This window comes from Pseudomonas sp. LBUM1643, from assembly GCF_059716215.1.
Genome location: NZ_CP166813.1, coordinates 2,530,568 through 2,555,185 on the forward strand (window position 1 = coordinate 2,530,568; position 24,618 = coordinate 2,555,185).

Here is a 24,618-nt window from a genome sequence, read left to right on the forward strand (position 1 = left end):
GAGCGAGCCTGCTCGCGATGGGGCCCGTACATTCAACATAACCATCGCCTGATACACCGCCATCGCTGGCAAGCCAGCTCCCGCAGGGGATTTGTGGTGTGCCCAGATTTTGCGTCCGCCGCAGTTCACTGTAGGAGCGAGCCTGCTCGCGATGGGGCCTGGATAGCGCCATAAATAGGGGAATGAGATGCCCTTGCGCCTGTGTACTACGCTGTCTGAAATCGACTCGCCATAAAAACAACAATCCAGGGAGATTCCCCCATGTTTGCTTCGGTCCATTCATTCCGCCGCTGCGTCGCTGTAGCCCTGACTGCTGCCGTTTTTGCCACACCGGCCTTCGCCCTGGACACCGTCAAGTTCATGGCTCCCGGCTCGGTTGGGGGCGGTTATGACCAGACCGCCAGGGTGCTGGGCAAGGCCATGGTGGAAGCTGGCACCGCCAAGTCCGCGACCTTCGAAAACAAGGGCGGTGCGGGCGGGACGTTGGGGCTGGCGCAGTTTGCCAACAGCACCAAGGGTGATCCGAACGCGTTGCTGGTGGTCGGTGCGATCATGGTCGCGGGCATTGAGCAGAACAAGCCGCAGATCAGCTTGAAAGACGTGACGCCGATTGCGCGGTTGTTCACCGAGTACAACGTGATCGCCGTGCGCAAGGAGTCGCCTTACAAAACCCTGGATGACCTGATCAAGGACTTCAAGGCCAACCCGCCCAGTGTGACGTTTGGTGGCGGCTCCAAGGGGTCGATCGATCACATCGGTATTGCCGAGTTGGCGAGCAAGCTGGATGTGCCGGTCAACAAGGTCAATTACGTAGCCTTCGCCGGTGGCGGTGAGGTGGTGGCGCAAGCCTTGGGTGGCCAGATCAAGGTCATCACGGGCGGCTATGCGGAGCTGGGTCAGTACATCAAGAACGGTCAGTTTCGGGTCCTGGCCATTGGCGCGCCGAATCGGGTCGAGGGCATTGATGCGCCGACGCTGAAAGAGAGCGGCTACGACGTGACGATCGGCAACTGGCGCGGTGTCTACGGTGCCGCGAACCTCACGCCCGAGCAGCGCCAGGCCGTCATCGAAGCGGTGGTGGCCGCCACTAAAAGCAAAACCTGGCAGGACAACATCCAGACCAATGCCTGGTCGCCAAGCATCTTGACCGGTGACGATTTCGGCAAATTTGTCGACGAAGAACACGTGCGGTTGCGCGCGATGCTGGTCAAGGTCGGGCTGCTTTGAAATGGCCGGTACTCGCTCGATAGTGCCCGCGCAACTGGCGATCGGCGTCGGCCTGATTGCCCTCAGTGCAACGCTGGCGCTCGGTGCCTATCGGTTTCCAGCCGAAATGGGCTTCGTCATTCTGGCGGCGTACGTCTATCCCTACGCGCTGGCGGCCTTCGTCGGCGTTGTCGGCCTGGTGTTGTGTTATCAGGCGGTGACCGGCGGCTTTCGCGATCTCGCCGACCATGAGGATGAATCGGCCCGCGCGCTGCCCGGTGGCAAGGCCGGTGTGGCGTGGGTGACGGCGGGGCTTGTCGCCGTGGCGTTGCTCATTGATGTCATCGGTTTTGTGTTGGCGGCCGCGTTGCTCTTTGCCTGTTCTGCCAGGGGATTCGGCAGTCGTCATCCGCTGCGAGACCTGGCCATCGGCATGGCCCTGACCTTGCCGATTTACTGGCTGTTCAACGCCGGACTCGGGGTTGCCCTGCCGCCGCTGGTCAACGCCTGGATCTGAGGAGATCGACAGCATGGACATTCTCTCGAGCCTGGCGATGGGTTTTTCAGCGGCGCTCACACCGATCAATCTGATGTGGGGTTTTATCGGGTGTTTGCTCGGCACCGCCATTGGCGTGTTGCCGGGTATCGGCCCGGCGCTGACAGTGGCCTTGCTGCTGCCGATCACTGCCAAGGTCGATCCGACCGGCGCGCTGATCATGTTCGCCGGGATCTACTACGGTGCGCAGTTCGGCGGCTCGACCACGTCCATCCTGCTCAACACTCCCGGCGAATCGTCGTCCATGGTCACGGCCCTGGAAGGCAACCTCATGGCCCGCAACGGTCGAGCCGGACCGGCGCTGGCCACGGCGGCGATCGGATCGTTTGTCGCCGGCACCATCGCCACCATCCTGCTGACCCTGTTTGCTCCGGTGGTCGCCCGGCTGGCGCTGAACTTCGGCCCGGCGGAGTATTTCGCGATTCTGGTGTTGTCGTTCACGACGGTTTCTGCGGTGCTCGGCGCTTCGATGTTGCGCGGCTTTGCGTCGTTGGGGCTGGGGTTGGCCATCGGCTTGATCGGCCTGGACTCGACCTCCGGGATCGCCCGCTACACCTTGGGCGTGCCGGAACTGGTGGACGGCATCGAAGTGGTGCTGGTGGCGGTCGGTCTGTTTGCGGTGGGGGAGGCGTTGTACAGCCTGCTGTATCAGAAAGAAGAAACCTCGGGCCGGCATCGCCTGACCTCGTTGTGGATGACCCGCGCGGACTGGAAGCGCTCGATTCCTGCCTGGTTGCGGGGCACGCTGATCGGCTTTCCCTTTGGCTCGATTCCGGCCGGCGGCGCGGAAATTCCGACCTTCCTGTCTTATTCCACCGAACGCAAACTCAGCAAGTACCCGAAGGAGTTTTCAGCGAACAAAGGCGAGGGTGCCATCGAAGGGGTCGCCGGGCCTGAAGCCGCGAACAATGCGAGCGCGACCGGTTCGCTGGTGCCGCTCTTGACCCTCGGCATCCCGACATCCGCCACGGCGGCGATATTGTTGGCGGCGTTCCAGAACTACAACCTGCAACCGGGGCCGATGCTCTTCGAAACGTCCGCCGACCTGGTCTGGACGCTGGTGGCTTCGCTGTACATCGGCAACGTCATTTTGCTGGTGTTGAACCTGCCGCTGGTGGGCCTGTGGGTCAAGCTGCTGCAGATCCCCAGACCGTACCTGAACGCCGGGATTCTGGTGTTTGCCACCATCGGCGTGTACGGCATGCGTCACTCGTCATTCGATCTGTTGCTGATGCTCGGGATTGGCTGGGGCGGGGTGTTGATGCGGCGGTTCGACTTTCCTGTGGCCCCGGTGATAGTCGGCATGTTGCTGGGGCCGATGGCGGAAAAACAGCTGCGCAACGCCTTGTCCATCAGCCAGGGCGACTGGCTGATTTTCGTCACGCAGCCCATATCGGCTGCGTTCCTGGCGTTGACACTGTTGGTGCTGGTGGTGCCGCATCTGCTGCATGCCCGGGGTATCAAGCTGCATGAGGATGATTGAGCAGGCTTAAAACTCCGGGGTGTATTTCACGCTGAACATCAGGTTGCGTGGATCGCCATAGTGGTTGTTGCCGTTGAGCTGGTTATACCCGGCCGTGATGTAGCTCTTGTCGAACAGGTTGTTGGCGTTGACCGCGAGGCCGATTTCCGGGGTGACCTGATAGCCGACACGCGCATTCCACACGGTGTAGCCCGGCACTTCATAGGTGTGTTCGTAACCCAGGGTGTGACTCTGGGTCGTGAAGCCCAGACCGGTGCTGAGGCGGCTGAAGTCGCCACTGAACTGGTAGTCGCTCCATACCCGCAACATGTGCTTGGGCGTCCAGGTGCTGAAGGTCTTGCCTTCGTTGTCCGGGTCGTCGAGGTACTTGGTCGTGTTGTAGGTGTAGCCGGCGAACAGTTGCAGGTTATCAAGTACTTCACCGCTGATTTCGGCATCGAGTCCCTGGCTGCGGACTTTCCCCGAGGCAGTGGAGCAGTACCAGCCGTCGCAGGCGAAGCCCGAGGCCACATCGTTGACTGCGCGGTTTTCCTGGTCGTAGCGGAACAGCGCCAGGGACGTATTGACCCGGCCATCCATCAACTCGCCCTTGAGGCCGACTTCGTAGTTGCTACCGATCACCGGTTTGAGCACCGAGCCGGCGACAGTGCGCGAAGTCTGGGGCTCGAACACGTCGGTGTAGCTGGCGTAGACCGCCCACTCGCGGTTCAGGTCATAAACGATGCCGGCGTAGGGCGTGACTTCACCGTTTTCGCTCATTTTGCTAGGGGCTTGGGGCGTAGCGAAATCTTCAAAAGCGTTCTGGGTCGATGACTTGTAGCTGTAGTCGTACCAGCTGACACGGGAGCCGAGCACCAGGGTGAGCGGTTCGATCGGCTTGACCCGCCAGCTGCCGTAGAGGCCTTTCTGGCTGATGTCGTACTTGCTGGGAGTGGCGCGACCACCCGGGGTGTTGAGTATTCCCTCGTAGCTGATCTCGGGACGATGGTGGTCGATGTCGAAGATCGTGTCGGTGCTGTTGTTGAAGGTGCGGGCGAATTTGTCGTCGGAATGCAGCTTGGAATAGTTGCTGCCGATCATGATTTCCTGCGGCATGGACAAGGCGTCGAAGCGCCCGGTGAGGTTCATGTCCAGGCCGATTTTGGTGGCATCGAAGTCCGAGACAAAGTCGGCATATTGCACGCCGCTGCCATCAGCATTGATGCTGGAGCCCGATGATTGCAGCCGTTGGTTCTTGGCGTCATTGTCTTCAGACATGTGCACGGCGCCGACCTTGAACGCCCAGTCGTCATTGAAACGGTGTTCCAGGTCCGCATAGACCGTGGTGACGTCAATTTGCGAGTGGTTCCAGGTCGAGCCGGTGAACGTCGAACGGGGCACGTTCACCATGCTGCCGTCGGCGTAGCGCGGCAGGCCACGGATCATCGGTCGCGACTCGGCTTCAGTGCGACTGACCGCCAGGCCCAGGGTGGTGTCTTCCCGCAGATCGAAGTCCAGTGCGCCGTACAGCGAATGGGTTTTGCTCCATTCGTAGTCGATGAACGAATGGCTGTCGTCCTCGTCGGCGACCAGGCGCCCACGGACCGTGCCGCTTTGATTCAGTGGGCCGCCAGCGTCCAGTTGCAGGCCGTAGCGGTCCCAGGAGCCGGCCTTGCCGGTGAGGGTCACGGTGGGCACAGATTGCCCGCGTTTGCGTACCAGGTTGATCGCCCCGCCCGGGCTGCCGGTGCCCTGGAGCAAACCTGATGCACCGCGCAGGATTTCCAGGCGATCAAAGAAAATCAGGTCCTGAGTCGCCCAGTTTCCCAGTGCATACGTGTTGCGCGGGATAGGGACGCCGTCGTATTGCCAGTCATCGATCTGGAAACCGCGCGATGTCAGGATCATGCCTTTGCCAACACCCTGAACCCCGACCAGACCGGTGGTGTGATTGGCGGCGTCCTTGAGGTCGGTCAAGTCCTGGTCGTCCATTTGCTTGCGGGTCATCACGGTGACCGACTGCGGTATTTCCTTGAGGGTGTGAGTGCCCTTGCCGATGGTCACTGCCCGTGCTGCGTAGGAGCCGGAACCTTCGGTGGTGGCGTCGACGCTGCGTTCAACGATGTTGGTCGCGCCCAATTGCAACGCCGCGCTGTTGTCCGGCGCCGGCTCGACGCTGAAGTTACCTTGACCGGTCACGCGCAATTGCAGTCCGCTGCCGGCCAGTGCCTTGTTCATCGCCTGCTCGGGGAGCATCTGGCCAACCACTGCTGGCGCCTGTTTGCCCTGTACCAGCACGGGCTCGAGGGAAACGATATGACCGCTTTGGCTGGCAATCGCATTCAACGTGGCAGCCAACGGTCCGGCCGGCAGGTTGAAACTCAGAGGTTGCGCCTGGGCCAGGGCTGGGCTGGCCAGGGTGGCAAGGGCAACGGCGACGGAAAGGGCGTGGGGCCACGGGTTGAACACAGCATTCTCCTGATGATTTGTAAGTGTCAGGAGATAGGTGGGATGAGAATCAAAAACCGGACACGAATAAGAATTATTTTTAAAAAATTTCAGGCATCGCTGTGGCCATGTGGCGACGGAGCTTGCTCCCGTTGGGCAGCGCAGCGGCCAAAAATAGTAGGCCTGCTGCGCAGTCCAGCGGGAGCAAGCTCCCTCGCCACAGGTTTCTCGGCGTGGCTTTTGGACGGTTACCTCGTCTCATTTGCTCGGATCAGCGTCAGCCAGGGACTGTAGCGATCCACCCGGATCGGCAGGGTTTCGGCCAGTGCATTGAAGGTCCTGTCCGGGTCGTCGAGGGGGAAGACACCCTGCACTCGCAGGTGACGAACCTCGGGTGCCACGCGGACAAACCCTCGGCTGTAAGGGCGCAATGCGTCGACGACCTGCTCAAGGGGTTCGTCGAGCACATTCAGCCGTCCGACCACCCAGTCGGCGCGAGCGCGTTGGTCGCCGATCATGGGCGTGATTTTTCCGCCCGCCAGCGTGGCTGACTGACCTTCCTGCAGCGTCCGGGTCGTGCCGTCCTGAAGCCGCACCTCGACCGAATGCTGCAGCACAATCACCCGAGTGGCGTCCTGTTCCTGAGCCACCAGGAATCGTGTCCCCAGCGCCTGCACTTCACCTTGGGCCGTGCGCACGCGCAATGGCCGGAGGGGATCGGGCGCCACCTGAATCACCAGTTCGCCGTGGCGCAGGACCACCAACCGTTGTTTGTCGTCGAAGCGCAGGTCCACGGCGCTGTTGGCGTTCAGGCTCAGACGACTGCCGTCCGCCAGATTGAAATCCTGCCGCTGGCCGCGCCCGGTGTGCAGGTCCGCCAGCAGTGAGTCTCCCAGCGGGCTGCGCGCGCCCAGCCACAGGCCGCCGCCGAGCAGCCCGAGACCGGCAATGACACGCAGCGCATCCCGTCGCGATCCATGGGGTTGAAGCAAAATTTGCCGGGCTTCACCGGCCTGACCGGGCAGACGCCGGTCCAGGGTGCGGACGGTGTTGAAGGACCCGCCAAGGCGTTCCTGCAAGGTCGTCCAGGCCTGCAGGTGTGCGGGGTCTGCCCCCAGCCAGGTATTGAAGCGCGCTTGCAAGGCGGCATCCGGCGTCGCGGCACGCAGCTTGACCATCCAGTCGATGGCCTGCTCGCTGACAGGGTCCAGGCGCCGTGTGCTCATGGCGTCAACTCACTCAGGTAGCACTGACGCAGGGCTTGTTTCATGTAGCGGCTGACCGTGCGTTCCGACAGCCCCAGTTTCTGCGCGATGGCCACGTAGCTCAGGCCGTCCAGCTGGCTGTAGAGGAAGGTGGCCTTGACGACCTGTGGCAAGCCGTCGATGGCCCGGTCGATGGCGACCAGGGCTTCGATCAGCAGCAGTTGTTCTTCGGGAGAGGGGGCCAGCGCTTCGGGCAGCAGGGACAGGCGCTCGACATAGGCCAGCTCCAGCTTGCGCCGCCGATGACGATCAAAAATCAGCCGCCGGGCAATAGTCGACAAATACGCGCGGGGTTGTTCGATGCTGTCGGGATCAACCCGCGCCGCCAGCAACTGGCAAAAGGTGTCGGCGGCGGTGTCCTCGGCGTCCGCGTGATTGCGCAGGCGCTGCTGGATATGCTGCAGCAGCCAGCGGTGGTGGTCGCTGAAAAAGAAGCCCAGCTTGCGGGTCGAAGAGGGTTGCACCGGTCGGCTTTCCAGATGTGAGTGAGAATCGCTCTCAATACTACCTGTGCGATGGTGGCGACTGCAATCACTCGATAGTGGCATTGGTCGGCGCCAGGGATGCAACGAATGCCCCGACAGGGCCTCATATGAAAACGAGCGCTGCCATTGAAGCGAGATGGCCGAGTGCGATTTTGAACCCAGACAACAGGTGATTGTTTTATGACGGCGGCGGAAAAAAACCATGTGTCCTGGCTGGTTGAACAATCGATGCTGCACGCGGCACGGCAGCGAGCCAAGCTCTACTCGGGCCAGGGTCGCCTGTGGCAGCAGCCCTACGCCCATACCCGGCCTCGGGATGCGTCGGCGCTGGCGTCGGTGTGGTTTACCGCGTATCCGGCGTCCATCATCACTCGCGAAGACGGTACCGTCCTCGAGGCGTTGGGCGATGAGACCCTGTGGCACGCGCTGTCGAGAATCGGCATCCAGGGCATTCACAATGGCCCGCTGAAGATGTCGGGCGGTTTGCGCGGCACGGAGCTGACACCGACCATCGATGGCAACTTTGACCGCATCAGTTTCGAGATCGACCCGCAACTGGGCACCGAGGCGCAGTTGCAGGCCCTGACCCGCATGGCTGCCGCGCACAACGCCGTGATCATCGACGACGTTATTCCATCCCACACCGGCAAAGGCGCGGATTTTCGCCTGGCCGAGATGGCGTATGAGGACTATCCGGGTCTCTACCACATGGTGGAAATTCGTGAGGAGGACTGGCCGCTGCTGCCGGACATTGCCGAAGGTCGCGACGCGCAGAACCTCAGCCCGCAGCAGGTCGACATCCTGCGGGACAAGCATTACATCGTCGGTCAGTTGCAACGAGTGATCTTCTTCGAACCCGGGGTCAAGGAAACCGACTGGAGTGCGACACCGGTAGTGATCGGCGTCGACGGTAAGCCGCGGCGTTGGGTGTACCTGCATTACTTCAAGGAAGGGCAGCCGTCGTTGAACTGGCTGGACCCGACGTTCGCCGCGCAGCAGATGATCATCGGCGATGCACTGCATGCCATCGACGTGATGGGCGCAAAGATTCTGCGTCTGGACGCCAACGGCTTTCTCGGCGTGGAGCGCAAGCTTGATGGCACCGCCTGGTCTGAAAGCCACCCGTTGTCGATCACCGGTAACCAGTTGCTGGCGGGGGCCATTCGCAAGGCCGGCGGCTTCAGTTTTCAGGAGCTGAACCTGACGGTCGACGACATTGCCGCCATGTCCCACGGCGGCGCGGACCTGTCTTATGACTTCATCACCCGCCCGGCTTATCAGCATGCCTTGCTGATGGGCGATACCGAATTCCTGCGCTTGATGCTGCGCCAGATGCACACCCTGGGCATTGATCCGGGCTCGCTGATCCACGCGTTGCAAAACCACGATGAACTGACCCTCGAGCTGGTGCATTTCTGGACGCTGCACGCCCATGACACCTACCTGTACCAGGGCCAGACCTTTCCCGGCAGCATCTTGCGCGAACATATTCGCGAGCAGATGTACGAACGTCTCGCCGGGGAGCATGCGCCCTATAACCTGAAATTCGTCACCAACGGTGTGTCGTGCACCACCGCCAGCATCATCACTGCGGCATTGGGGATTCGCGATCTCGACGCGATCACGGACGCGGATACCCAGCAAATTCGGCAGGTGCACCTGCTGTTGGTGATGTACAACGCCATGCAGCCGGGGGTGTTTGCCTTGTCGGGTTGGGACCTGGTCGGTGCATTGCCATTGCCGGCAGAACAGGTCGCGGACTTGATGCTCGATGGTGATACCCGCTGGATTCATCGCGGTGCCTACGATCTGGTGGACCTCAACCCGGACGCGCCATTGTCGGCGGGTCAGATGCCTCGTCCCAAGACCTTGTACGGCAGCTTGCCGACCCAATTGAAGGACCCGGACTCGTTTGCCTCGCAGCTGAAAAAGATCCTCGCCGCGCGCCGCGCTTATGACATTGCCGCCAGTCGCCAGATCCTCGTACCGGACGTGCAGCATCCGGGCCTGCTGATCATGGTTCACGAACTGCCGGCCGGCAAAGGCACGCAAATCACCGCGCTGAACTTTGGTTCGACGCCGATCACCGAAACCCTGCACCTGCCCAATATCGCACCGGGGCCGGTGGTCGATATCATCAATGAACGGGTGGAAGGCGACCTGACGCCTGAGGGCGACTTCACCATCACGCTGGATGCTTATGAAGGTCTGGCACTGCGGGTGGTCAGCAGTTCGCCGATGATTTAGCGGAGTGTGGGCTGTGTGGGATCTGTGTAGAAGCTGTGTAGGAGCTGACGAGTGAAACGAGGCTGCGATCTTTTGATCTTTTTTTAAAGATCAAGATCAAAAGATCGCAGCCTCGTTTCACTCGACAGCTCCTACAGGGGGCACCAGATTCTTCAGAGTCACTGCAGCCGTCAAATGTTACTCCTATCGAAAAAACTCCCCTGGCGTCTCGCCAAATTGCTGCCGAAACGCTGCGATAAACGCCGAGGTTGAATCATACCCGCAGGCCAGTGACACATCGGTAACCCGTGCGCCCTGTTCCAGGGGCGTCAGGGCGCCGAGCAGGCGCGAGCGTTGGCGCCATGCGCGGAACGTCAGGCCGGTGTCGCGCAGGAACAACCGGCTCAGGGTTTTCTCGCTCACGTCGAATTTCTGGCTCCAGTGAGCCAGCGTCGTCTGTTGTTCCGGGTGCAGTTGCAGGCTGTGATAAATCTGCCGCAATCGGCTGTCCTGAGGCAATGGCAACATCAAGTCTATCTGGGGCGCCTCGGCGAGCTGATCCAGCAGCACCTGCGTCAGCCGTCCCTGCGCGCCATCCTGCTCATACTCCACCGGGATCTTGCTGAACGCGTGGATCAGCTCCCGCAGCAGGTCGCTGACGCCGAGTACATGGCAGCGCTGCGGCGCCCAGGCCGTGACGCTGCAATCGAGGTACAGGCTGCGCATTTCCGTGCGCGGCGAACTGAAGACCCGGTGCGGCATGCCCGCCGGAATCCACACCGCACGCTCGGGCGGAGCAACGAAGCGTCCGGCACTGGTTTGCACTTCAAGCACGCCCTGGATCGCATATGACAATTGCACCCAAGGGTGGCTGTGGCGTCGGGTCAGCGCACGGTTCGGCAGCGATTCGGTACGTCCGTAGACAGGTCGCGGCAGGCTGGGAAGCCCGGGAATACTGCGTCTTACGCTTTTGTCATGTCCTTTTGGCGGCATCAGCTGGCTCATCGGCGTTAGTCGGTCATCGCCAGTCACGTTAGAGTCGTTCCCACGTCCTTGGCAACCCCCGGATATCTCTCTGATGACTCGCCCTCGTTTCCTCCCCGATAACTTCACCCTGACCCTGATCGGCGTGGTGATCCTCGCCAGCGTGCTGCCTGCCAGCGGGCAAGTCGCGGTCGGCTTTGGCTGGTTGACCAACAGTGCCATCGCGCTGCTGTTTTTTCTGCACGGTGCAAAGTTGTCCCGCGAGTCGATCATCGCCGGCGCTGGCCACTGGCGCCTGCACTTGCTGGTGTTCGGCCTGACGTTTGTGCTGTTTCCATTGCTCGGCCTGGCGCTCAAACCGCTGATGGCGCCCATGATCGGCGACGAACTTTACATGGGCATGCTCTACCTCTGCGCGCTGCCCGCCACAGTGCAGTCGGCCATTGCCTTCACCTCGCTGGCGCGGGGCAATATTCCGGCAGCGATCTGCAGTGCGGCGGCGTCCAGCCTGTTCGGGATTTTCCTGACGCCGTTGCTGGTCACGCTGATGCTTGACGTTCATGGCGATGGCGGCTCGACGCTCGATGCGATTTTGAAGATCAGCGTGCAATTGCTGTTGCCGTTTATTCTCGGGCAGATCGCGCGTCGCTGGATCGGCGCCTGGGTGGCGCGCAACAAAAGCTGGCTGAGGTTCGTTGATCAGGGGTCGATCCTGCTGGTGGTCTACGGGGCTTTCAGCGAGGCGGTGACCGAAGGCATCTGGCATCAGATTCCACTGTGGGAACTGGCGGGGCTGGTGGTCGTGTGCTGCATCTTGCTGGCGTTGGTCATCGTGGCGGCGACGGTGCTTGGCAAGGCTTTTGGCTTCAATCAGGAAGATCGCATCACCATACTTTTCTGCGGTTCGAAGAAAAGCCTGGCTACCGGCGTGCCCATGGCGCAGGTGCTGTTCGCCGGTAGCACCATTGGCGTGCTGATATTGCCGGTGATGCTGTTCCATCAGATTCAGTTGATGGTTTGCGCGGTGCTGGCGCAGCGTTACGCCAAACGCCCGGAAACGGTGGCCGAGATGATGGGGCAGGTGGATCCTTGATCGCCGACACACAGACTAATCCTCCGGGTCAGGCTGATCCTTGAATACACCCAAATAACCCTGTGGCGAGGGAGTTTACTCCCGCTGGGTTGCGCAGCGACCCCTCAGAAATGGGCCTGCTGCGCAGACCAGCGGGAGCAAGCTCCCTCGCCACGGGTTACGCGGTGATTCGCGTTTGGCAATTTCCAGTCCGGCCGGATGAAATGGCAGGTATAGCCACTGAACACCTCTGTGGCGAGGGAGCTTGCTCCCGCTGGACTGCGTAGCAGGCCCCTGCTTTTTAGGTGAAAGAGTGGGGTCGCTGCGCAACCCAGCGGGAGCAAGCTCCTTCACCACAGGTTATGCGGTGAATCGGGGATTATTCGGCGCGTTTTGGCAGTTTCCAGTTCGGTCGGATGAAATGGCAGGTATAGCCATTCGGATACTGTTCGAGGTAGTCCTGATGCTCGGGTTCGGCTTCCCAGAACGGTCCGGCAGGCGCGATTTCGGTGACGACCTTGTCGGGCCAGAGGCCTGACGCATCGGCGTCGGCCACGGTGTCTTCCGCGACTCGTTTCTGTTCCTCACTGAGGTAGAAGAGGGCAGAGCGGTAGCTGGTTCCCACATCGTTGCCCTGGCGATTCTTCGTTGTCGGATCATGGATCTGGAAGAAAAATTCGAGGATTTGCCGATAACTGATCTGGTCCGGATCGAATACGATTTCCAGCGCTTCGGCGTGGGTGCCGTGGTTGCGGTAGGTGGCGTTGGGCACGTCTCCACCCGAGTAACCCACCCGCGTGGACACCACGCCGGGGTAGCGTCGGAGCAGGTCTTGCATTCCCCAGAAGCAACCACCGGCGAGAATGGCGGTTTCAGTTCGCGTCGTCATTTTGCGGTTCTTCCCGTCAGTGAAATTGTGCTTATCAGGGCGCTGTGTGTTGGCTATTGGTCAGCGACCGGGCTGTTGAACGGGTCGGTGTAGCTGTTTGATACATGGACCCAGCAGTATAGATCGACTATACGAGCCTGATTCACCTCACGTATACCGATAAAAAACGCGCGGACAAGCGTAGGTTTTTCTTGCTTCCGGTAGTTCTAATGTCAGGCCAAATCAATCTAAAACGCGAACGCGTTTTTGCGAGGGCTTTGCTATTCTCAAACCTGTAGGTGAAGACGCAGACTGATGCGCAAGCGGATAGCGAGGAAACGCGGGGCAGCGTTCCGAAGGGTACACGGTTAGAAAGATCTCCGCGCTGAGATCCAGCCCTGATGCCGTGTGAAGCACTAGCGCACAAAACGCTTGTGTGGGAGTCCTGATAAACCTTGTAAGCCAGATACCAGCACTGGCCACCTACTCGAATTACAAGCCCGCCTCGCGCGGGCTTTTTCATCCCCCAAGATCCATTCCCGATGCACACCAACATCCTCCATCGTCCAAATATGGACATGGATTTTGGCCACTTCGATCTCCTTTTGGCCAACCTCGCACTGTGATCCGCCCTGACTGTCAGCAAGAATCGGAACAAGGACGCTTGTTGCCGAGCGCTCAGCGATATCAAAACCAACATCCGAGACTTCTTGCCCTTGGCTTTTTTCAAAACCGCTGCCGTGTACAGAACATAAAAACCGTCGTACTAACGTCACACTTGGGGAAAATCCATGGTCACGATGAAACGCATACTGGGCGCCACTGTGTGTGGGCTGACGCTGCTCGCCAGCGCCGTGCAGGCTGAACAGCGCGAGCTGAGGGTGTACAACTGGGCGGACTACATCCTGCCGTCCGTGCCCAAGGATTTCGCAAAGGACACCGGCATCAAAGTGACCTGGGACACCTTCGATACCAACGAGTCCCTGGAAGCCAAGCTGCTGACGGGCAACTCGGGGTACGACCTGGTGGTGCCCTCGAACCAATTCATCGAAACCCAGATCAAGGCGGGGGTTTTCCAGAAACTCGACAAGTCCAAACTGCCGAACTGGAGCCATCAAGACCCTGAATTGCTCAAGCTGCTGAACAAGAATGACCCCGGCAATCTGTACGGCGTGCCTTACATGTACGGCACCGTGCTGATCGGCTTCAACCCCGCCAAGGTCAAGGCCGCGCTGGGTGAAAATGCGCCGGTGGACAGTTGGGACCTGGTGTTCAAGCCCGAGAACATGGAAAAGCTCAAAGCCTGCGGCGTGGCGATGCTCGACTCACCGTCGGAAATCCTGCCGCTGGCTTTGCATTATCTGGGGCTGGATCCCAACAGCCAGAACCCGGACGACTATGAGAAAGCCAAGGCGTTGATGATGAAGATTCGGCCTTACGTCACTTACTTCAACTCCGCCAAGTACATGACCGACATCGCCAATGGTGATATCTGCGTCGCCATCGGCTACTCGGGCAGCTTCTACCAGTTTGGCAATCGCGCCAAAGAAGCCGGCAACGGTGTGGTGGTCGATTGGCGCTTGCCAAGAGAAGGCGCGCCGATCTGGTTTGACACCTTCGCGATTCCAAAAAGCGCGAAGAACGTCGAAGAGGCCCACGAGTTTCTCAACACGCTGCTGGACCCGAAAGTCATCGCACCCATCAGTGATTTCCTCGGCTATCCCAACGCCAACAAGGACTCGCTTGCGTTGATCAACAAGGACATCACCGGCAACCCGAACCTCACGCCGACCAGCGAAGCGCTTAAAACGCTGTATGTCGTGCAGCCCCTTCCGCAGAAGCTCGAACGCGTGCGTACGCGCGTCTGGACCAGCATCAAGTCCGACAAATAAAGCCAACACCCACACCGTTGCGCGTGGATGCGCATCGGTGTGGGGCAGGGCGCAATCAGAAGTAATCTGCGGCACGCCCCCCTTGCCCGACACACGCAAGATGCCGGAGCGCATGGCGAACTCTTCGATCCGGGTTGTAAACTGCTCCGGCAGAAGGCGTCGCCGCATTCATTTCTTCACCGGCCCGCCACCTCATTGACCCCTCACCAAGAGATTCCCATGGCAAACCACGACATCACCTACGTCCCCGATCCTGACGAGGATTCCATCTCGTCCGACGTCACCGGTTTCGGCGGGCTGCTGGTCTCCACGCAGATCCCTACCCGTGCCGACGGCAGCCTGGAACTGGGCGATATCACCTTGCAGAGCGAATGCACCCTGCAGGCACTCAAGGTTGCGCTGGAGCGCGCCGGCAGTTCCATGGATCGCGTCCTGCACCTGACCATCTACCTTACCGAAATGGCTGATCGCGCAGCCTTTAACGAGGTTTACAAACGCTTCTTCGCCAAACCCTGGCCAGTTCGTGCCGCCGTTGGCGTGGCGGCTCTGGCCGTGGAAGGCATGCGCGTGGAAGTGACGGCGATGGCAGCCAAGGGCTGAAACGGCGTGTTTGACGGTGGCGTCACTCAGCGAGCGCCGCCACCAGGACACGTTTCATCCGCGAGTTTGCCCCAGACTCGGCATGACGATGGTTGGCACTCGATGCCATGGACAACACGACTAAGGACCAGTGATGCCTCTGATATCGCAACGTGTAGAGATGGCACGCAACGGAACAAACGATAAGGTCATTTGCCGAATGGCGTCCGGTTGGGCAGTCATGGGCGACGTGCAATTTCTACCTGGGTACTGCCTCTTGCTACCCGACCCTGTCGTTCCAAGCCTGAACGATCTCGATGCTGAGGCCCGAGCGACCTACCTGCTCGACATGGCCCGCATCGGAGACGCGGTTTTGCAGGCCACCGCTGCACTTCGTATGAACTACGAGATATTGGGCAATTCGGAGCCTGAGCTGCATTGCCACATTTTTCCGCGTTACGCCTCAGAGCCGGAAAACAAACGCAAGATGCCCGTGTGGTTCTACGACTGGAAAACAGCGATCTCCTATTCAGAGGAGTTGCACGGAGAGTTGCGTAAAAGAATTGCCGGTTTGCTGCTTGAACGCGGATGACTTCAGTCGCCACAGAATCAGGCCATCAAGGATGCGCCTGCCCTGTGCCTCCTTGCTTGATATCCCCGCAAAAGATATCGACGTTGCCACTCTCCGGCGCCGTTCGTACCAGTATCGAGTACTCACCTGACAGCAGAACCGACAGCTCAACAGGTGCGGTTCTGGATAGAGTCCAGCCACGTATGGCCTCGCGCTCAGTGTTGACCTGATCATTGAGTGCATAGGCGACCGCGCCAGGTTGCTGGCAGCTGCCTTTGTTGATGAAGGTGTAGAGGCGCAAGGGCAGGGTGGTGCCGCCAGGCGCACCGCTGATAAAGAAACTGAGTCCGGTTTGCTTGTCCCAGCTGGTCAAGGTAACCGTGCCGATCTGACCGGTGTTCTGCCGGGTAGCCACCAGAGGAACAGTCACTCCATGGTCTGATGAAGTCGTACAGCCAGACAGGCTGACGGCGATCATCAGGACTGCGCATGAATGTCTGAGCTTCATTTGCAAACCTCCTGGGTTGAAGAACTGCAAGGGGAGATTAGCCGGTATAGCTCAATAATCCTCCGCGAGGTGGCAGGCGAACGTGGCAATGCATCACCTGTTCGCTGCCGTTAGAGGCAAGTGACTGTTTTAAAACAAAAAAAGATTTCGGTGGGGGCTTCCATGACGAACCGAAAATTGATAAATTCCCGCGCATTCCTGCACAGCGCCTTACGGAGCTGGTAGCGAACGCAGCAACTTTCCATGTTGCTCACACACTGAAAAAACAGAAACACCGTGCATCGCGCACATCGCAACAGATACAGGGGCGTCGCCAAGCGGTAAGGCAGCAGGTTTTGATCCTGCCATGCGTTGGTTCGAATCCAGCCGCCCCTGCCATTTCTCAATACCTATTCCTGTCTAAAATCCGTGATTAGCGTTCACTTCGACGCGCTCGCTTCCGATATTCCGTGTGAAAGGAAAATGGGTACATCAACGGATCCGAGAAGCTGGTGCAGCTCATAATCGGCTGCTGAGTTCCTGGGCACACCAGGCATCAATGTTGGCTTTTACCTTGTCGTTCAAATGCCCCGTCCAGATAGCCTGAGACGGCCCTTTCAGACGGTACAGAACTTGGAAACTCAGGTGACGCCTGAAGCGCCTGTACTTGGCAATATTGCGGGTGTCAATTTCATAACAGTGCCAGAGCAAGTTGATCACTGATTCGATATCCTCGTCGATGACCGAAGCAGCAATGACTATTTCCGATATCAAATAGGCGGCGTCGTGTGTGCCGCAACCTAATTGACCTTGCTCGAAATCTATTATTGCAATGCGTCCGTCTTCACAAATAATAATATTTCTGGAGTTCAAATCTCCATGCAATAAAGTCGCTTCTATTATCAAGTGTTCGTTTAGGAAAACATTGGCTTCCTCAAGGTTTTTGTTTTGTAAGAATTCGAAGGATTTTTGGTATTGAAGAATTGCTTTGTAGCGTTTGAACGCTTCACTGTTGATTTTTAGAACAGGAGTGTTCGAATTTCTTAATTCATGAAAGGATTTGAGCCATATTAAAACGTGTGAAACCCTTTCAACAGCAAAAGGGAATGTCGCTTGATTCACCATGTATTCGAACAGGTTAATCCCTTTGGCACCCTCCATGGCAATGGCTCTGTTTTCGAGATCCACGGCCATCAATCGAGGCACATACACGTTGCTCGTGACTACCGTTTGAGCTTGCTCATGCACGGCAACAGCAATTTCATACCGCTGTAGGGCGGTCGTTGGCTGGGGAGGAAAATTCAGGGCTTTAGCCTGGTCTGAAAACGATTTTATGTAGAAATGCTCCCCCGCCTTGATCACGCGATGCACGTCATTAAATAAACCTCCGTCCACCACGCAAGCAATATCATTGCGAGTCAGTTTAAGGGCTCTATAAAGTTTTTCGTGGCGCGGATTCAATTTTTTCACTCGGGACAATGCGTTATGACAGAGATTCCTGCAAACATATTGCTGGCCGAGGCTGTGCGTCAATAGCGAAAAAGATATAGGGAGTTCTGCTCGCTTTTTCTGTAGTCCGAAACCCTTAAGTAATACTCGTTATGCGTGGTAGGAAGTTACCTATGACTTTTTCCCTATCCATCATGGGCGGTAGACGTTTTGCTCCGGTTCTGCCCAACATATATAGCGACTACCCCCAATCTATCGCCCATCGGCGCATCCGTTTACGATGGGCCTTTCCACGGAGCGGAGGCACACCCAATGGATTATCAGATTCGACTTGCAGCAACCCCTGATGCAGCAGCAATCAGCCTCATAACGATCAGATCACTGCGTGAATCCAACGCGCAGGATTACCCGCACGACGTCATCGCACGAGTGGAGCAGGGGTTTTCCCCGCAAGGGATTCTTGGATTGATGGCGCAGCGGCAGGTCTATGTGGCGACGGTCGATCAACTGGTCGTCGCCACCGCCAGCCTGGATAAGGACGTGGTACGAAGCGTGTTTGTCGACCCGCACTATCAAGGGCGCGGCATCGGTCGGCAGCTCATGGCGGTCATTCATGTGGTGGCCGTCGATGCGGGCCTGGATGGTTTGCGGGTGCCGTCTTCGATCACTGCCGAGGGCTTTTATGCTGCGTTGGGGTATCGAAAAATTCGCGATGAGTTTCACGGTGACGAGCGCACGATCATCATGCACAAGCGTTTGATGAAGTAGCGAGGCCGGATCGGGGCCCCGCTGGTGTCGCTAACGAACGCTGATCACACCCGCTCCAGCGCCTGAGCCAGATCCGCTCGCAAGTCTTCCACATCTTCGACGCCCACCGACAAACGCACCAGCGCATCGCCAATGCCGAGTTGTGCGCGGGTGTCGGCGGGGATAGTGGCGTGGGTCATGATCGCCGGGTGTTCGATCAGGCTTTCGACGCCGCCCAGGCTCTCGGCCAGGGCGAAGATTTGCACGCTTTCGAGGAAGCGCCTGGCGCCTGCCAGATCACTGTTCAGATCAAGGGAGATCATGCCGCCGAAACCGCGCATTTGCCGCTGTGCCAGTTCGTGCTGAGGATGTGACGGCAGGCCCGGATAGTAGACGCGTGCGACTTGCGGTTGGCGTTCCAGCCATTGCGCCAGTTCCAGTGCGTTGCTGCAGTGGCGTTCCATGCGCAGCGCCAGGGTTTTTACGCCGCGCAGGGTGAGGAAGGCGTCGAACGGGCCGGCGATGGCGCCGACGGCGTTTTGCAGGAAGCCCAGGCGCTCGGCCAGTTCGGGGTTTTGTCCGACCACGGCGATGCCGCCGATCACGTCGGAGTGGCCGTTGAGGTATTTGGTGGTCGAGTGCAGGACGATGTCGAAGCCCAGTTCCAGCGGGCGCTGAATCCAGGGGCTGGCGAAGGTGTTGTCGGCCACGCAGATGATGCCTCGGGCACGGCAGAGGCGAGCGATGGCGGCGAGGTCGGTGAGGCGCAGCAGAGGATTGCTGGGCGTCTCGACCATGACCATCCGGGTGTCGTCCTGCAGCGAGGCTTCGAAGGCCGACAGGTCGGTCAGGTCGACGAAACTGAATCGGTGCCCGGCGCTGCGTCGACGGACCTTGTCGAACAGGCGGAAAGTGCCGCCGTAGAGGTCATTGCCGGAGACGATGTGTGCATTGGCGTCGAGCAGTTCGAGTACGGTAGAGATCGTGGCCAGCCCGGAGGCGAAGGCAAATGCCTGGGTGCCGCCTTCGAGGTCGGCGACGCAGCGTTCCAGGGCAAAACGCGTCGGGTTGTGTGAGCGGCCGTAGTCGAGACCTTTGTGCACGCCGGGGCTCTGTTGCAGGTAGGTGGAGTTGGCGTAGATCGGCGGCATCAACGCCCCGGTGGAAGGGTCAGGCGTCTGCCCGGCGTGGATCACGCGAGTGGCAAACGCATGCGACGGGGCGGTTTCATCGTGCTGACTCATGCAAGGGATCTCCGTAAATGATTGAGCAGGTCGACGCGAGTGATCAGGCCGTGGAACCCCGAAGCGTCGGCGATGATTGCCACCAGTCCGCGGTCGAGCTCCGCCTGGAGTTCTGCCAGGCCGGCGCCGGGCGGCAGGGTTTGCACCTTGTCGGTCATTGCGCTGGCGACGGTCATGCGAAAGTGCGACGCGTCTTCCTGCATGCCGAGCAGGATGTCGGATTCATCGATCACGCCGACCAGTTGTTGCCCGTTCACCAGCACCGGCAACTGCGAGACATCGGCCAGGCGCATGCGCTGGAAGGCCGTTAGCAGGGTGTCGTCCGGACCGACGCTGATCACCCGGCCATCTTCGAAACGCCGGGCGATCAGGTCGCGCAAATCGCCGTAGCGTTTGTACTGCAGCAGGCCTTGATCGTTCATCCACTGGTCGTTGTAAACCTTGGACAGGTAGCGGGTACCGGTGTCGCAGACGAAACTGACCACGCGCTTGGGCTCGGTTTGTTCGCGGCAGTAGCGCAACGCCGCCGCTAGAAGGGTGCCGGTGGAAGAACCACCGAGAATGCCTTCGGCGCGCAGCAGTTGGCGGGCGTGATCGAAGCTTTCTTCGTCGCTGATGGAGTAAGCCTTGCGCACACTGGAGAGGTCGGCAATCGACGGGATGAAATCTTCGCCGATGCCTTCGACGGCCCAGGACCCCGGCGTGCCGAGGGTGCCGCTGCGGCTGTACTCGGCCATCACCGAACCCACCGGGTCGGCCAGCACCATTTCGAGATCGGGTTGCACGCGGCTGAAAAAACGCGTCAATCCGGTCAGCGTGCCGGCGGAACCGACGCCGACCACGATGGCGTCCAGATCATGCTGGGTCTGCGCCCAGATTTCAGGCGCGGTGCTGCATTCGTGAGCGAGGGGGTTGGCCGGGTTGTTGAACTGGTCGGCGAAGAACGCGTCGGGAATGTCCTGAGCCAGGCGCGCGGCAACATCCTGGTAGTACTCGGGATGACCTTTGCCAACGTCGGAGCGGGTGATGTGCACTTCGGCGCCCATCGCCTTCAAGTGCAGCACTTTCTCGGTGGACATCTTGTCGGGGACCACCAGGACCACTCGATAACCCTTGGCACGGCCGACCAGGGCCAGGCCGAGGCCGGTGTTGCCGGCGGTGGCTTCGACGATAGTGCCGCCGGGTTTGAGGCGACCATCGCGTTCGGCGGCGTCGATCATCGCCAGGCCGATGCGATCCTTGATCGAACCGCCGGGGTTCTGTGATTCGAGTTTGAGAAACAGGGTACACGGGCCGGTATCGAAGCGGCTGACACGCACCAGTGGCGTGTTGCCGATCAGTTCGAGCACGGCAGGGCGGGAGTCGTTGGGCATGTCGTCACCTCGCTACTGAAATTCGCAATGGATGGACAGCATTTCGCTGCAAGTCATCGCACCAAAAACGGGCGACGTCTGGCATGGACCATAGGTCGGGATGGTGTCATTCGCAACTGTGGATGGCTGGCCGGTTGTGTGGGCAGATCAAAAGATCGCAGCCTCGTTTCACTCGACAGCTCCTACATGAAGCAGGCCGTGTCGCCGTATTGTTTCAATCGCAGTTCGTACAGGGCATAGGCCAGGGGTGCGGCTTCTATTCGATCGCAGTTCCTACAGGGAGCCGCACCTGTAGGAGCTGTCGAGTGCAACGAGGCTGCGATCTTTTACCGGATCACCCCAGACTCAACCCTTGCTCGCCGCCAGGTAAGCACCCAGCCGCTGCCCCATCTGTTCCCCCAGCGCCTGCAAGCCACTCAACGGTCGGACCATCACTTCGAAATCGACAATTTTTCCCTGTTCGTTGAACCGGATCATGTCGATGCCCTTGAGCTCTTTTCCGTTCACGTTGGCGCTGAACTCCAGCACGACATTCAAACCGTCCGCGGTAGCCAGTTCGCGGTGATATTTGAAGTCCTCGAAGACGTCGAACACCGTGGTGAGAATCATCGCCACCACGGCGGCACCGGGGTAGGGCGTGTGCGCCATCGGCGAGCGGAAGACCACGTCGGGTGCCAGCAATTCGGGCAAGGCCTGCAAATCAGCGTTGCCAATCATCTGGTGCCACTGGCTCAAGGTCGCCAAGGCGTTGGGGTGCAGGTTCAGTTCAGACATGTTCGACTCCTGTTTTTTTTGTTCTGCGGGGCCTGACGTTATACCAACCCTGATCTTCAAAGGGCAGGGGGGGTGATGCCCGAACATTTGCAATCCGCAGGCTTCATACCTAATATACGTTTCATATGCATTTCATATTAGGCAAGCCAATGGGTATCGTAAAAATTTCAGAGCACATGCACGAGAATCTGCGGGTCGCCAGCGATGCGTTGAGTCGCTCGATCAATGCCCAGGCCGAGCACTGGATGCGCATCGGCATGCTGGCGGAGCTCCATCCAAATCTTGATCACCGTGACATCTGTCGCTTGCTGATCCGTGCCGAACTGGCGGGGGGGCTTGATTTGAAGGCGTTGGGTTCGCTGGAGGCTTTTCCTCGGGCAGATCAGGTTCATGCGGCCACGGGAGCCAAGCAATGAAGGCGCACGTCCCGATCAACACGCCGGCACAAATAGCACTGTCCCGTGTGGCGGGCATGCTGGCCGCCGAGGTGCTGGCGATGATTGCACCGTACGTCAAGGCGGGAGTGACGACCGACGAACTTGATCAGCGTTGCCACGATTACATCGTCAATGTGCAGAAAGCCATTCCCGGAAATGTCGGCTATCACGGATTCCCCAAAACGGTCTGTGCGTCCGTGAACCACGTGGTCTGCCATGGCATCCCTTCGAAGACGCCACTGAAGGATGGCGACATCGTCAACATCGACATTGCCGTGGTGAAGGATGGCTGGTTCGGCGACACCAGCCGCATGTACTGCGTGGGAGATCCCGCTCCGGATGCGCTACGGCTGATCAACACCACTTATGAGGCGATGTGGGCCGGTATTCGCACGGTTCGCCCCGGCGCTACGCTGGGTGACATTGGTCACGCGATTCAGACGGTTGCGGAGAAAGACGGCTTCAGCGTCGTGCGCGAATACTGCGGTCACGGAATCGGCAAGGTTTATCACGATGAGCCGCAGATTCTTCACTATGGCTATCCCGGCCAGGGGATGACGCTCAAGGCCGGCATGATCTTTACCATCGAGCCCATGTTGAACGCCGGCAAACGCCACGTGAAAACCCTGGCGGATGGCTGGACCGTGGTCACCAAGGATCAGTCCCTCTCAGCGCAGTGGGAACACATGGTGGCGGTCACAGACGAGGGTTATCAGGTGTTGACGCCTTGGCCGGACAGTACCGACTGAAGCATTCTGCGCACCTCTTTAGCAGCCGCCGAATGCAGGCTTCGGCAGCTGATACAGGGAGTAGGGTGAAGACGTGTACGTACCGGCGGTCAGACGGTATGAATTATCTCGGATGGATTCACTCGATGAACGGTGGAGGTTTGCTTCGCAATGGCGGTGATATCCGCCCGGGGCGCACTCAATGACATCGGTAGACGACTTCAGAACCAAATCCCACGAACTTCTGATCGAACTGGACGCCGCTACGATGGCCATGATGCACCTGGTCTCCTCCAGATGTGTGTCTGGGCCCGTATGGGAAGAGGCGACTCAACGGCATCACGATGCTTATGAGGTCTGGAACACCTTTCTCAATGCGCCAGAGTCAGGGGCGAGCCCGGACGCTCTCTGACTTTTGCCAGGAGCGACCGGGTTTTTCAACTGCTTGAAGATCACCGAAGCGGACCGGGTTACCCAGTCCGCACGGCAAGGTCAGCTTTGGCAGAACCGGATCCGGTTACCGAAAGGATCGTAGACCTCGAGGATCTTTCCCCAGCCCTGTTCAACGATATCCGGCCGTCCGTATCCGTAGCGTTTGCCCTGCAATTCGTCTCGCAGCATTTCGATATTTTGCATCGGAACGAATATCGTCGAGCCAGGGCTCGCATCGCCATGATGCTCCGAGAGATGAAGGTGCAGACCGTTGCGGCTGATGCCCAGGTACAGCGGTAGATCGGCTTCGAAACGGTGTTCGAATTCGACGCTGAATCCCAGGAAATCCAGGTAAAACTCACGCGCCTTGGTCTCGTCAAACATCCGCAAAATCGGAATGGCTTTGTCGAACGTTATCCCGGGCGTGGCGTTTTCCTGTGGCAGCAGCGCTGATGCGGTGTTCCAGTCCTTGTAGCCCAACTGGTGCGCCACCGTTTCAAGCGCGGTGGCGTGGGACACCTCTTGATTGCGTACTTCCAGCGAAGTACGCAGCCGCTTGGCCATCTGCTTGGCTTGCTCGATTGAAATCATTGTTCCTCCTGTGGTCCAGGCATGTGGGTGCTCGCGTTGCCAAACCTCGACCGTCAAGAGAATCAACAGGATTTGGGGAGAAGAGATGCTTTCACCTGTCCTTTCGGAAGCGAGCGGCGGGCAGCATCGGCCCGGGCAGATGGTACATCACTCCCACAATTAGATCTTCGTATCCACTGCTAGAATTGTTGTCTCAGTTCTATCCTGGAGAACCAAGATGATCAGTAAAAATACGATTTGTCTCTGGTACGACGGCACGGCCCTGGATGCAGCGACGTTTTATGCCAAGACGTTCCCGGACAGTGCCGTAGGGGCTGTCAATCGGGCGCCGGGTGATTATCCGGCGGGCAAGCAGGGCGATGTCTTGACGGTTGAATTTACGGTGATGGGCATTCCTTGCCTGGGTCTGAACGGCGGGTCGGGGGTCACACACAACGAGGCGTTTTCATTTCAGGTGGCGACCGACGATCAGGCTGAAACGGACCGTTTGTGGGACGCGATCATCGGCAATGGCGGTAGGGAGAACGTCTGTGGCTGGTGCCAGGACAAGTGGGGTCTGTCATGGCAGATCACGCCACGCATCTTGTCGACGGCCATCGCCAGCCCTGATCGAGCGGCGGCCAAGCGTGCCTTCGAAGCGATGATGCAGATGAAAAAAATCGACGTCGCGGCGATAGAGGCGGCTCTGAAGGGGTGACCGGCGCTTGATCCGCACGATGTCGCGTACATGCCACAGGTTTTC

At 59.2% G+C, this 24,618-nt stretch carries 23 protein-coding genes and 1 tRNA gene; 13 read left to right on the forward strand and 11 right to left on the reverse strand.

All coding sequences use genetic code 11. The features are described 5' to 3' along the window. Positions 1-261: 261 nt before the first annotated feature. Genes ACA063_RS11415 through ACA063_RS11425 form a run of 3 tightly spaced genes read left to right on the forward strand, consistent with a single transcriptional unit; the run spans position 262 to position 3,245 of the window. Complete coding sequence (locus ACA063_RS11415) at positions 262-1,227, forward strand: Bug family tripartite tricarboxylate transporter substrate binding protein (RefSeq protein WP_497665937.1); 966 nt, start codon at positions 262-264, stop codon at positions 1,225-1,227. A 1-nt stretch (position 1,228) separates the two neighbouring features. Continuing rightward, the gene (locus tag ACA063_RS11420; protein ID WP_497665938.1) at positions 1,229-1,723 is read left to right on the forward strand and encodes a tripartite tricarboxylate transporter TctB family protein; all 495 of its coding nucleotides are present in this window, start codon (positions 1,229-1,231) and stop codon (positions 1,721-1,723) included. Positions 1,724-1,736: 13 nt separating this feature from the next. Continuing rightward, on the forward strand, positions 1,737-3,245 hold the full coding sequence (locus ACA063_RS11425; protein ID WP_497665939.1) for a tripartite tricarboxylate transporter permease: 1,509 nt from the start codon (positions 1,737-1,739) through the stop codon (positions 3,243-3,245). A 6-nt stretch (positions 3,246-3,251) separates the two neighbouring features. Here the strand turns inward: ACA063_RS11425 and ACA063_RS11430 are convergent, their stop codons facing one another. The 3 genes from ACA063_RS11430 to ACA063_RS11440 all read right to left on the reverse strand — a co-directional run bounded on the left by ACA063_RS11430 (position 3,252) and on the right by ACA063_RS11440 (position 7,401). Continuing rightward, positions 3,252-5,693: a TonB-dependent siderophore receptor gene (locus tag ACA063_RS11430; RefSeq protein WP_497665940.1), complete on the reverse strand. Its 2,442-nt coding sequence runs from the start codon at positions 5,691-5,693 to the stop codon at positions 3,252-3,254. A gap of 227 nt (positions 5,694-5,920) precedes the next feature. After that, positions 5,921-6,898 (reverse strand): FecR domain-containing protein, encoded by a 978-nt coding sequence (locus tag ACA063_RS11435; RefSeq protein WP_497665941.1) that lies wholly within the window; start codon positions 6,896-6,898, stop codon positions 5,921-5,923. After that, the gene (locus ACA063_RS11440; RefSeq protein WP_162440653.1) at positions 6,895-7,401 is read right to left on the reverse strand and encodes a sigma-70 family RNA polymerase sigma factor; all 507 of its coding nucleotides are present in this window, start codon (positions 7,399-7,401) and stop codon (positions 6,895-6,897) included. Before ACA063_RS11440 ends, ACA063_RS11435 begins: the two co-directional genes overlap by 4 nt. Before the next feature lie 201 nt (positions 7,402-7,602). On the opposite strand from ACA063_RS11440, the gene treS reads away from it, so the two are divergent. Next, positions 7,603-9,669, forward strand: coding sequence for a maltose alpha-D-glucosyltransferase (gene treS / locus ACA063_RS11445; protein WP_497665942.1), 2,067 nt, complete (start codon positions 7,603-7,605; stop codon positions 9,667-9,669). Between the two features lie 183 nt (positions 9,670-9,852). Here treS and ACA063_RS11450 read toward each other — a convergent pair whose 3' ends face one another. Then, positions 9,853-10,641 (reverse strand): AraC family transcriptional regulator, encoded by a 789-nt coding sequence (locus tag ACA063_RS11450; protein WP_497665943.1) that lies wholly within the window; start codon positions 10,639-10,641, stop codon positions 9,853-9,855. 85 nt (positions 10,642-10,726) lie between these two features. Between ACA063_RS11450 and ACA063_RS11455 the strand changes: the two genes are divergently transcribed. Beyond that, positions 10,727-11,725, forward strand: a complete 999-nt coding sequence (locus ACA063_RS11455; RefSeq protein WP_497665944.1) for a bile acid:sodium symporter family protein — start codon at positions 10,727-10,729, stop codon at positions 11,723-11,725. A gap of 358 nt (positions 11,726-12,083) precedes the next feature. On the opposite strand, the gene msrA is transcribed toward ACA063_RS11455, so the two are convergent. Next, positions 12,084-12,593 carry a peptide-methionine (S)-S-oxide reductase MsrA gene (gene msrA / locus ACA063_RS11460; RefSeq protein ID WP_497665945.1) on the reverse strand — a complete coding sequence of 170 codons (510 nt, stop codon included), beginning with the start codon at positions 12,591-12,593 and terminating at the stop codon, positions 12,084-12,086. Between the two features lie 770 nt (positions 12,594-13,363). Here msrA and ACA063_RS11465 point away from each other — a divergent pair. From ACA063_RS11465 to ACA063_RS11475, 3 genes are all read left to right on the forward strand, one after another. After that, the gene (locus ACA063_RS11465; RefSeq protein ID WP_497665946.1) at positions 13,364-14,464 is read left to right on the forward strand and encodes a polyamine ABC transporter substrate-binding protein; all 1,101 of its coding nucleotides are present in this window, start codon (positions 13,364-13,366) and stop codon (positions 14,462-14,464) included. A 219-nt stretch (positions 14,465-14,683) separates the two neighbouring features. After that, complete coding sequence (locus ACA063_RS11470; RefSeq protein ID WP_497665947.1) at positions 14,684-15,064, forward strand: RidA family protein; 381 nt, start codon at positions 14,684-14,686, stop codon at positions 15,062-15,064. Positions 15,065-15,197: 133 nt separating this feature from the next. Beyond that, positions 15,198-15,635 (forward strand): HIT family protein, encoded by a 438-nt coding sequence (locus ACA063_RS11475; RefSeq protein ID WP_497665948.1) that lies wholly within the window; start codon positions 15,198-15,200, stop codon positions 15,633-15,635. 25 nt (positions 15,636-15,660) lie between these two features. Here the strand turns inward: ACA063_RS11475 and ACA063_RS11480 are convergent, their stop codons facing one another. Then, positions 15,661-16,122 carry a hypothetical protein gene (locus ACA063_RS11480; protein WP_497665949.1) on the reverse strand — a complete coding sequence of 154 codons (462 nt, stop codon included), beginning with the start codon at positions 16,120-16,122 and terminating at the stop codon, positions 15,661-15,663. Positions 16,123-16,425: 303 nt separating this feature from the next. On the opposite strand from ACA063_RS11480, the gene ACA063_RS11485 reads away from it, so the two are divergent. After that, positions 16,426-16,500 (forward strand) — tRNA-Gln (locus tag ACA063_RS11485). Between the two features lie 120 nt (positions 16,501-16,620). On the opposite strand, the gene ACA063_RS11490 is transcribed toward ACA063_RS11485, so the two are convergent. Beyond that, positions 16,621-17,571, reverse strand: a complete 951-nt coding sequence (locus ACA063_RS11490; protein ID WP_497665950.1) for a phosphotransferase — start codon at positions 17,569-17,571, stop codon at positions 16,621-16,623. Positions 17,572-17,862: 291 nt separating this feature from the next. Between ACA063_RS11490 and ACA063_RS11495 the strand changes: the two genes are divergently transcribed. Next, positions 17,863-18,318, forward strand: coding sequence for a GNAT family N-acetyltransferase (locus ACA063_RS11495; protein ID WP_497665951.1), 456 nt, complete (start codon positions 17,863-17,865; stop codon positions 18,316-18,318). Between the two features lie 44 nt (positions 18,319-18,362). On the opposite strand, the gene ACA063_RS11500 is transcribed toward ACA063_RS11495, so the two are convergent. The 3 genes from ACA063_RS11500 to ACA063_RS11510 form a co-directional block, all read right to left on the reverse strand. Next, complete coding sequence (locus tag ACA063_RS11500; RefSeq protein ID WP_497665952.1) at positions 18,363-19,541, reverse strand: trans-sulfuration enzyme family protein; 1,179 nt, start codon at positions 19,539-19,541, stop codon at positions 18,363-18,365. Next, positions 19,538-20,914: a pyridoxal-phosphate dependent enzyme gene (locus ACA063_RS11505; protein WP_497665953.1), complete on the reverse strand. Its 1,377-nt coding sequence runs from the start codon at positions 20,912-20,914 to the stop codon at positions 19,538-19,540. The genes ACA063_RS11500 and ACA063_RS11505 overlap by 4 nt, the downstream gene beginning before the upstream one ends. 345 nt (positions 20,915-21,259) lie before the next feature. Continuing rightward, positions 21,260-21,688, reverse strand: a complete 429-nt coding sequence (locus tag ACA063_RS11510) for a nuclear transport factor 2 family protein (RefSeq protein WP_497665954.1) — start codon at positions 21,686-21,688, stop codon at positions 21,260-21,262. Between the two features lie 149 nt (positions 21,689-21,837). Between ACA063_RS11510 and ACA063_RS11515 the strand changes: the two genes are divergently transcribed. Next, positions 21,838-22,104, forward strand: coding sequence for a ParD-like family protein (locus ACA063_RS11515; protein WP_497665955.1), 267 nt, complete (start codon positions 21,838-21,840; stop codon positions 22,102-22,104). Further along, entirely contained in the window at positions 22,101-22,874 is a 774-nt protein-coding gene (gene map / locus ACA063_RS11520; protein ID WP_497665956.1) for a type I methionyl aminopeptidase, read from the forward strand. Before ACA063_RS11515 ends, map begins: the two co-directional genes overlap by 4 nt. Before the next feature lie 471 nt (positions 22,875-23,345). Here map and ACA063_RS11525 read toward each other — a convergent pair whose 3' ends face one another. Next, complete coding sequence (locus ACA063_RS11525) at positions 23,346-23,876, reverse strand: glyoxalase superfamily protein (protein WP_497665957.1); 531 nt, start codon at positions 23,874-23,876, stop codon at positions 23,346-23,348. Between the two features lie 217 nt (positions 23,877-24,093). Here ACA063_RS11525 and ACA063_RS11530 point away from each other — a divergent pair, with 217 nt between their 5' ends. Further along, positions 24,094-24,573, forward strand: coding sequence for a VOC family protein (locus tag ACA063_RS11530; RefSeq protein WP_162440673.1), 480 nt, complete (start codon positions 24,094-24,096; stop codon positions 24,571-24,573). The last annotated feature ends 45 nt before the right edge of the window (positions 24,574-24,618 follow it).

What these genes read in the sequence shown, in the direction of transcription:
- map (WP_497665956.1), top strand. Translation starts at nt 22,101, where the DNA reads ATGAAGGCGCACGTCCCGATCAACACGCCGGCACAAATAGCACTGTCC.
- ACA063_RS11455 (WP_497665944.1), top strand. Translation starts at nt 10,727, where the DNA reads ATGACTCGCCCTCGTTTCCTCCCCGATAACTTCACCCTGACCCTGATC.
- ACA063_RS11450 (WP_497665943.1), bottom strand. Translation starts at nt 10,641, where the DNA reads ATGCCGCCAAAAGGACATGACAAAAGCGTAAGACGCAGTATTCCCGGG.
- ACA063_RS11525 (WP_497665957.1), bottom strand. Translation starts at nt 23,876, where the DNA reads ATGATTTCAATCGAGCAAGCCAAGCAGATGGCCAAGCGGCTGCGTACT.
- ACA063_RS11470 (WP_497665947.1), top strand. Translation starts at nt 14,684, where the DNA reads ATGGCAAACCACGACATCACCTACGTCCCCGATCCTGACGAGGATTCC.
- ACA063_RS11420 (WP_497665938.1), top strand. Translation starts at nt 1,229, where the DNA reads ATGGCCGGTACTCGCTCGATAGTGCCCGCGCAACTGGCGATCGGCGTC.
- ACA063_RS11475 (WP_497665948.1), top strand. Translation starts at nt 15,198, where the DNA reads ATGCCTCTGATATCGCAACGTGTAGAGATGGCACGCAACGGAACAAAC.
- ACA063_RS11435 (WP_497665941.1), bottom strand. Translation starts at nt 6,898, where the DNA reads ATGAGCACACGGCGCCTGGACCCTGTCAGCGAGCAGGCCATCGACTGG.
- ACA063_RS11510 (WP_497665954.1), bottom strand. Translation starts at nt 21,688, where the DNA reads ATGTCTGAACTGAACCTGCACCCCAACGCCTTGGCGACCTTGAGCCAG.
- ACA063_RS11425 (WP_497665939.1), top strand. Translation starts at nt 1,737, where the DNA reads ATGGACATTCTCTCGAGCCTGGCGATGGGTTTTTCAGCGGCGCTCACA.
- ACA063_RS11495 (WP_497665951.1), top strand. Translation starts at nt 17,863, where the DNA reads ATGGATTATCAGATTCGACTTGCAGCAACCCCTGATGCAGCAGCAATC.
- msrA (WP_497665945.1), bottom strand. Translation starts at nt 12,593, where the DNA reads ATGACGACGCGAACTGAAACCGCCATTCTCGCCGGTGGTTGCTTCTGG.
- ACA063_RS11480 (WP_497665949.1), bottom strand. Translation starts at nt 16,122, where the DNA reads ATGAAGCTCAGACATTCATGCGCAGTCCTGATGATCGCCGTCAGCCTG.
- ACA063_RS11515 (WP_497665955.1), top strand. Translation starts at nt 21,838, where the DNA reads ATGGGTATCGTAAAAATTTCAGAGCACATGCACGAGAATCTGCGGGTC.
- treS (WP_497665942.1), top strand. Translation starts at nt 7,603, where the DNA reads ATGACGGCGGCGGAAAAAAACCATGTGTCCTGGCTGGTTGAACAATCG.
- ACA063_RS11465 (WP_497665946.1), top strand. Translation starts at nt 13,364, where the DNA reads ATGGTCACGATGAAACGCATACTGGGCGCCACTGTGTGTGGGCTGACG.
- ACA063_RS11530 (WP_162440673.1), top strand. Translation starts at nt 24,094, where the DNA reads ATGATCAGTAAAAATACGATTTGTCTCTGGTACGACGGCACGGCCCTG.
- ACA063_RS11505 (WP_497665953.1), bottom strand. Translation starts at nt 20,914, where the DNA reads ATGCCCAACGACTCCCGCCCTGCCGTGCTCGAACTGATCGGCAACACG.
- ACA063_RS11415 (WP_497665937.1), top strand. Translation starts at nt 262, where the DNA reads ATGTTTGCTTCGGTCCATTCATTCCGCCGCTGCGTCGCTGTAGCCCTG.
- ACA063_RS11500 (WP_497665952.1), bottom strand. Translation starts at nt 19,541, where the DNA reads ATGAGTCAGCACGATGAAACCGCCCCGTCGCATGCGTTTGCCACTCGC.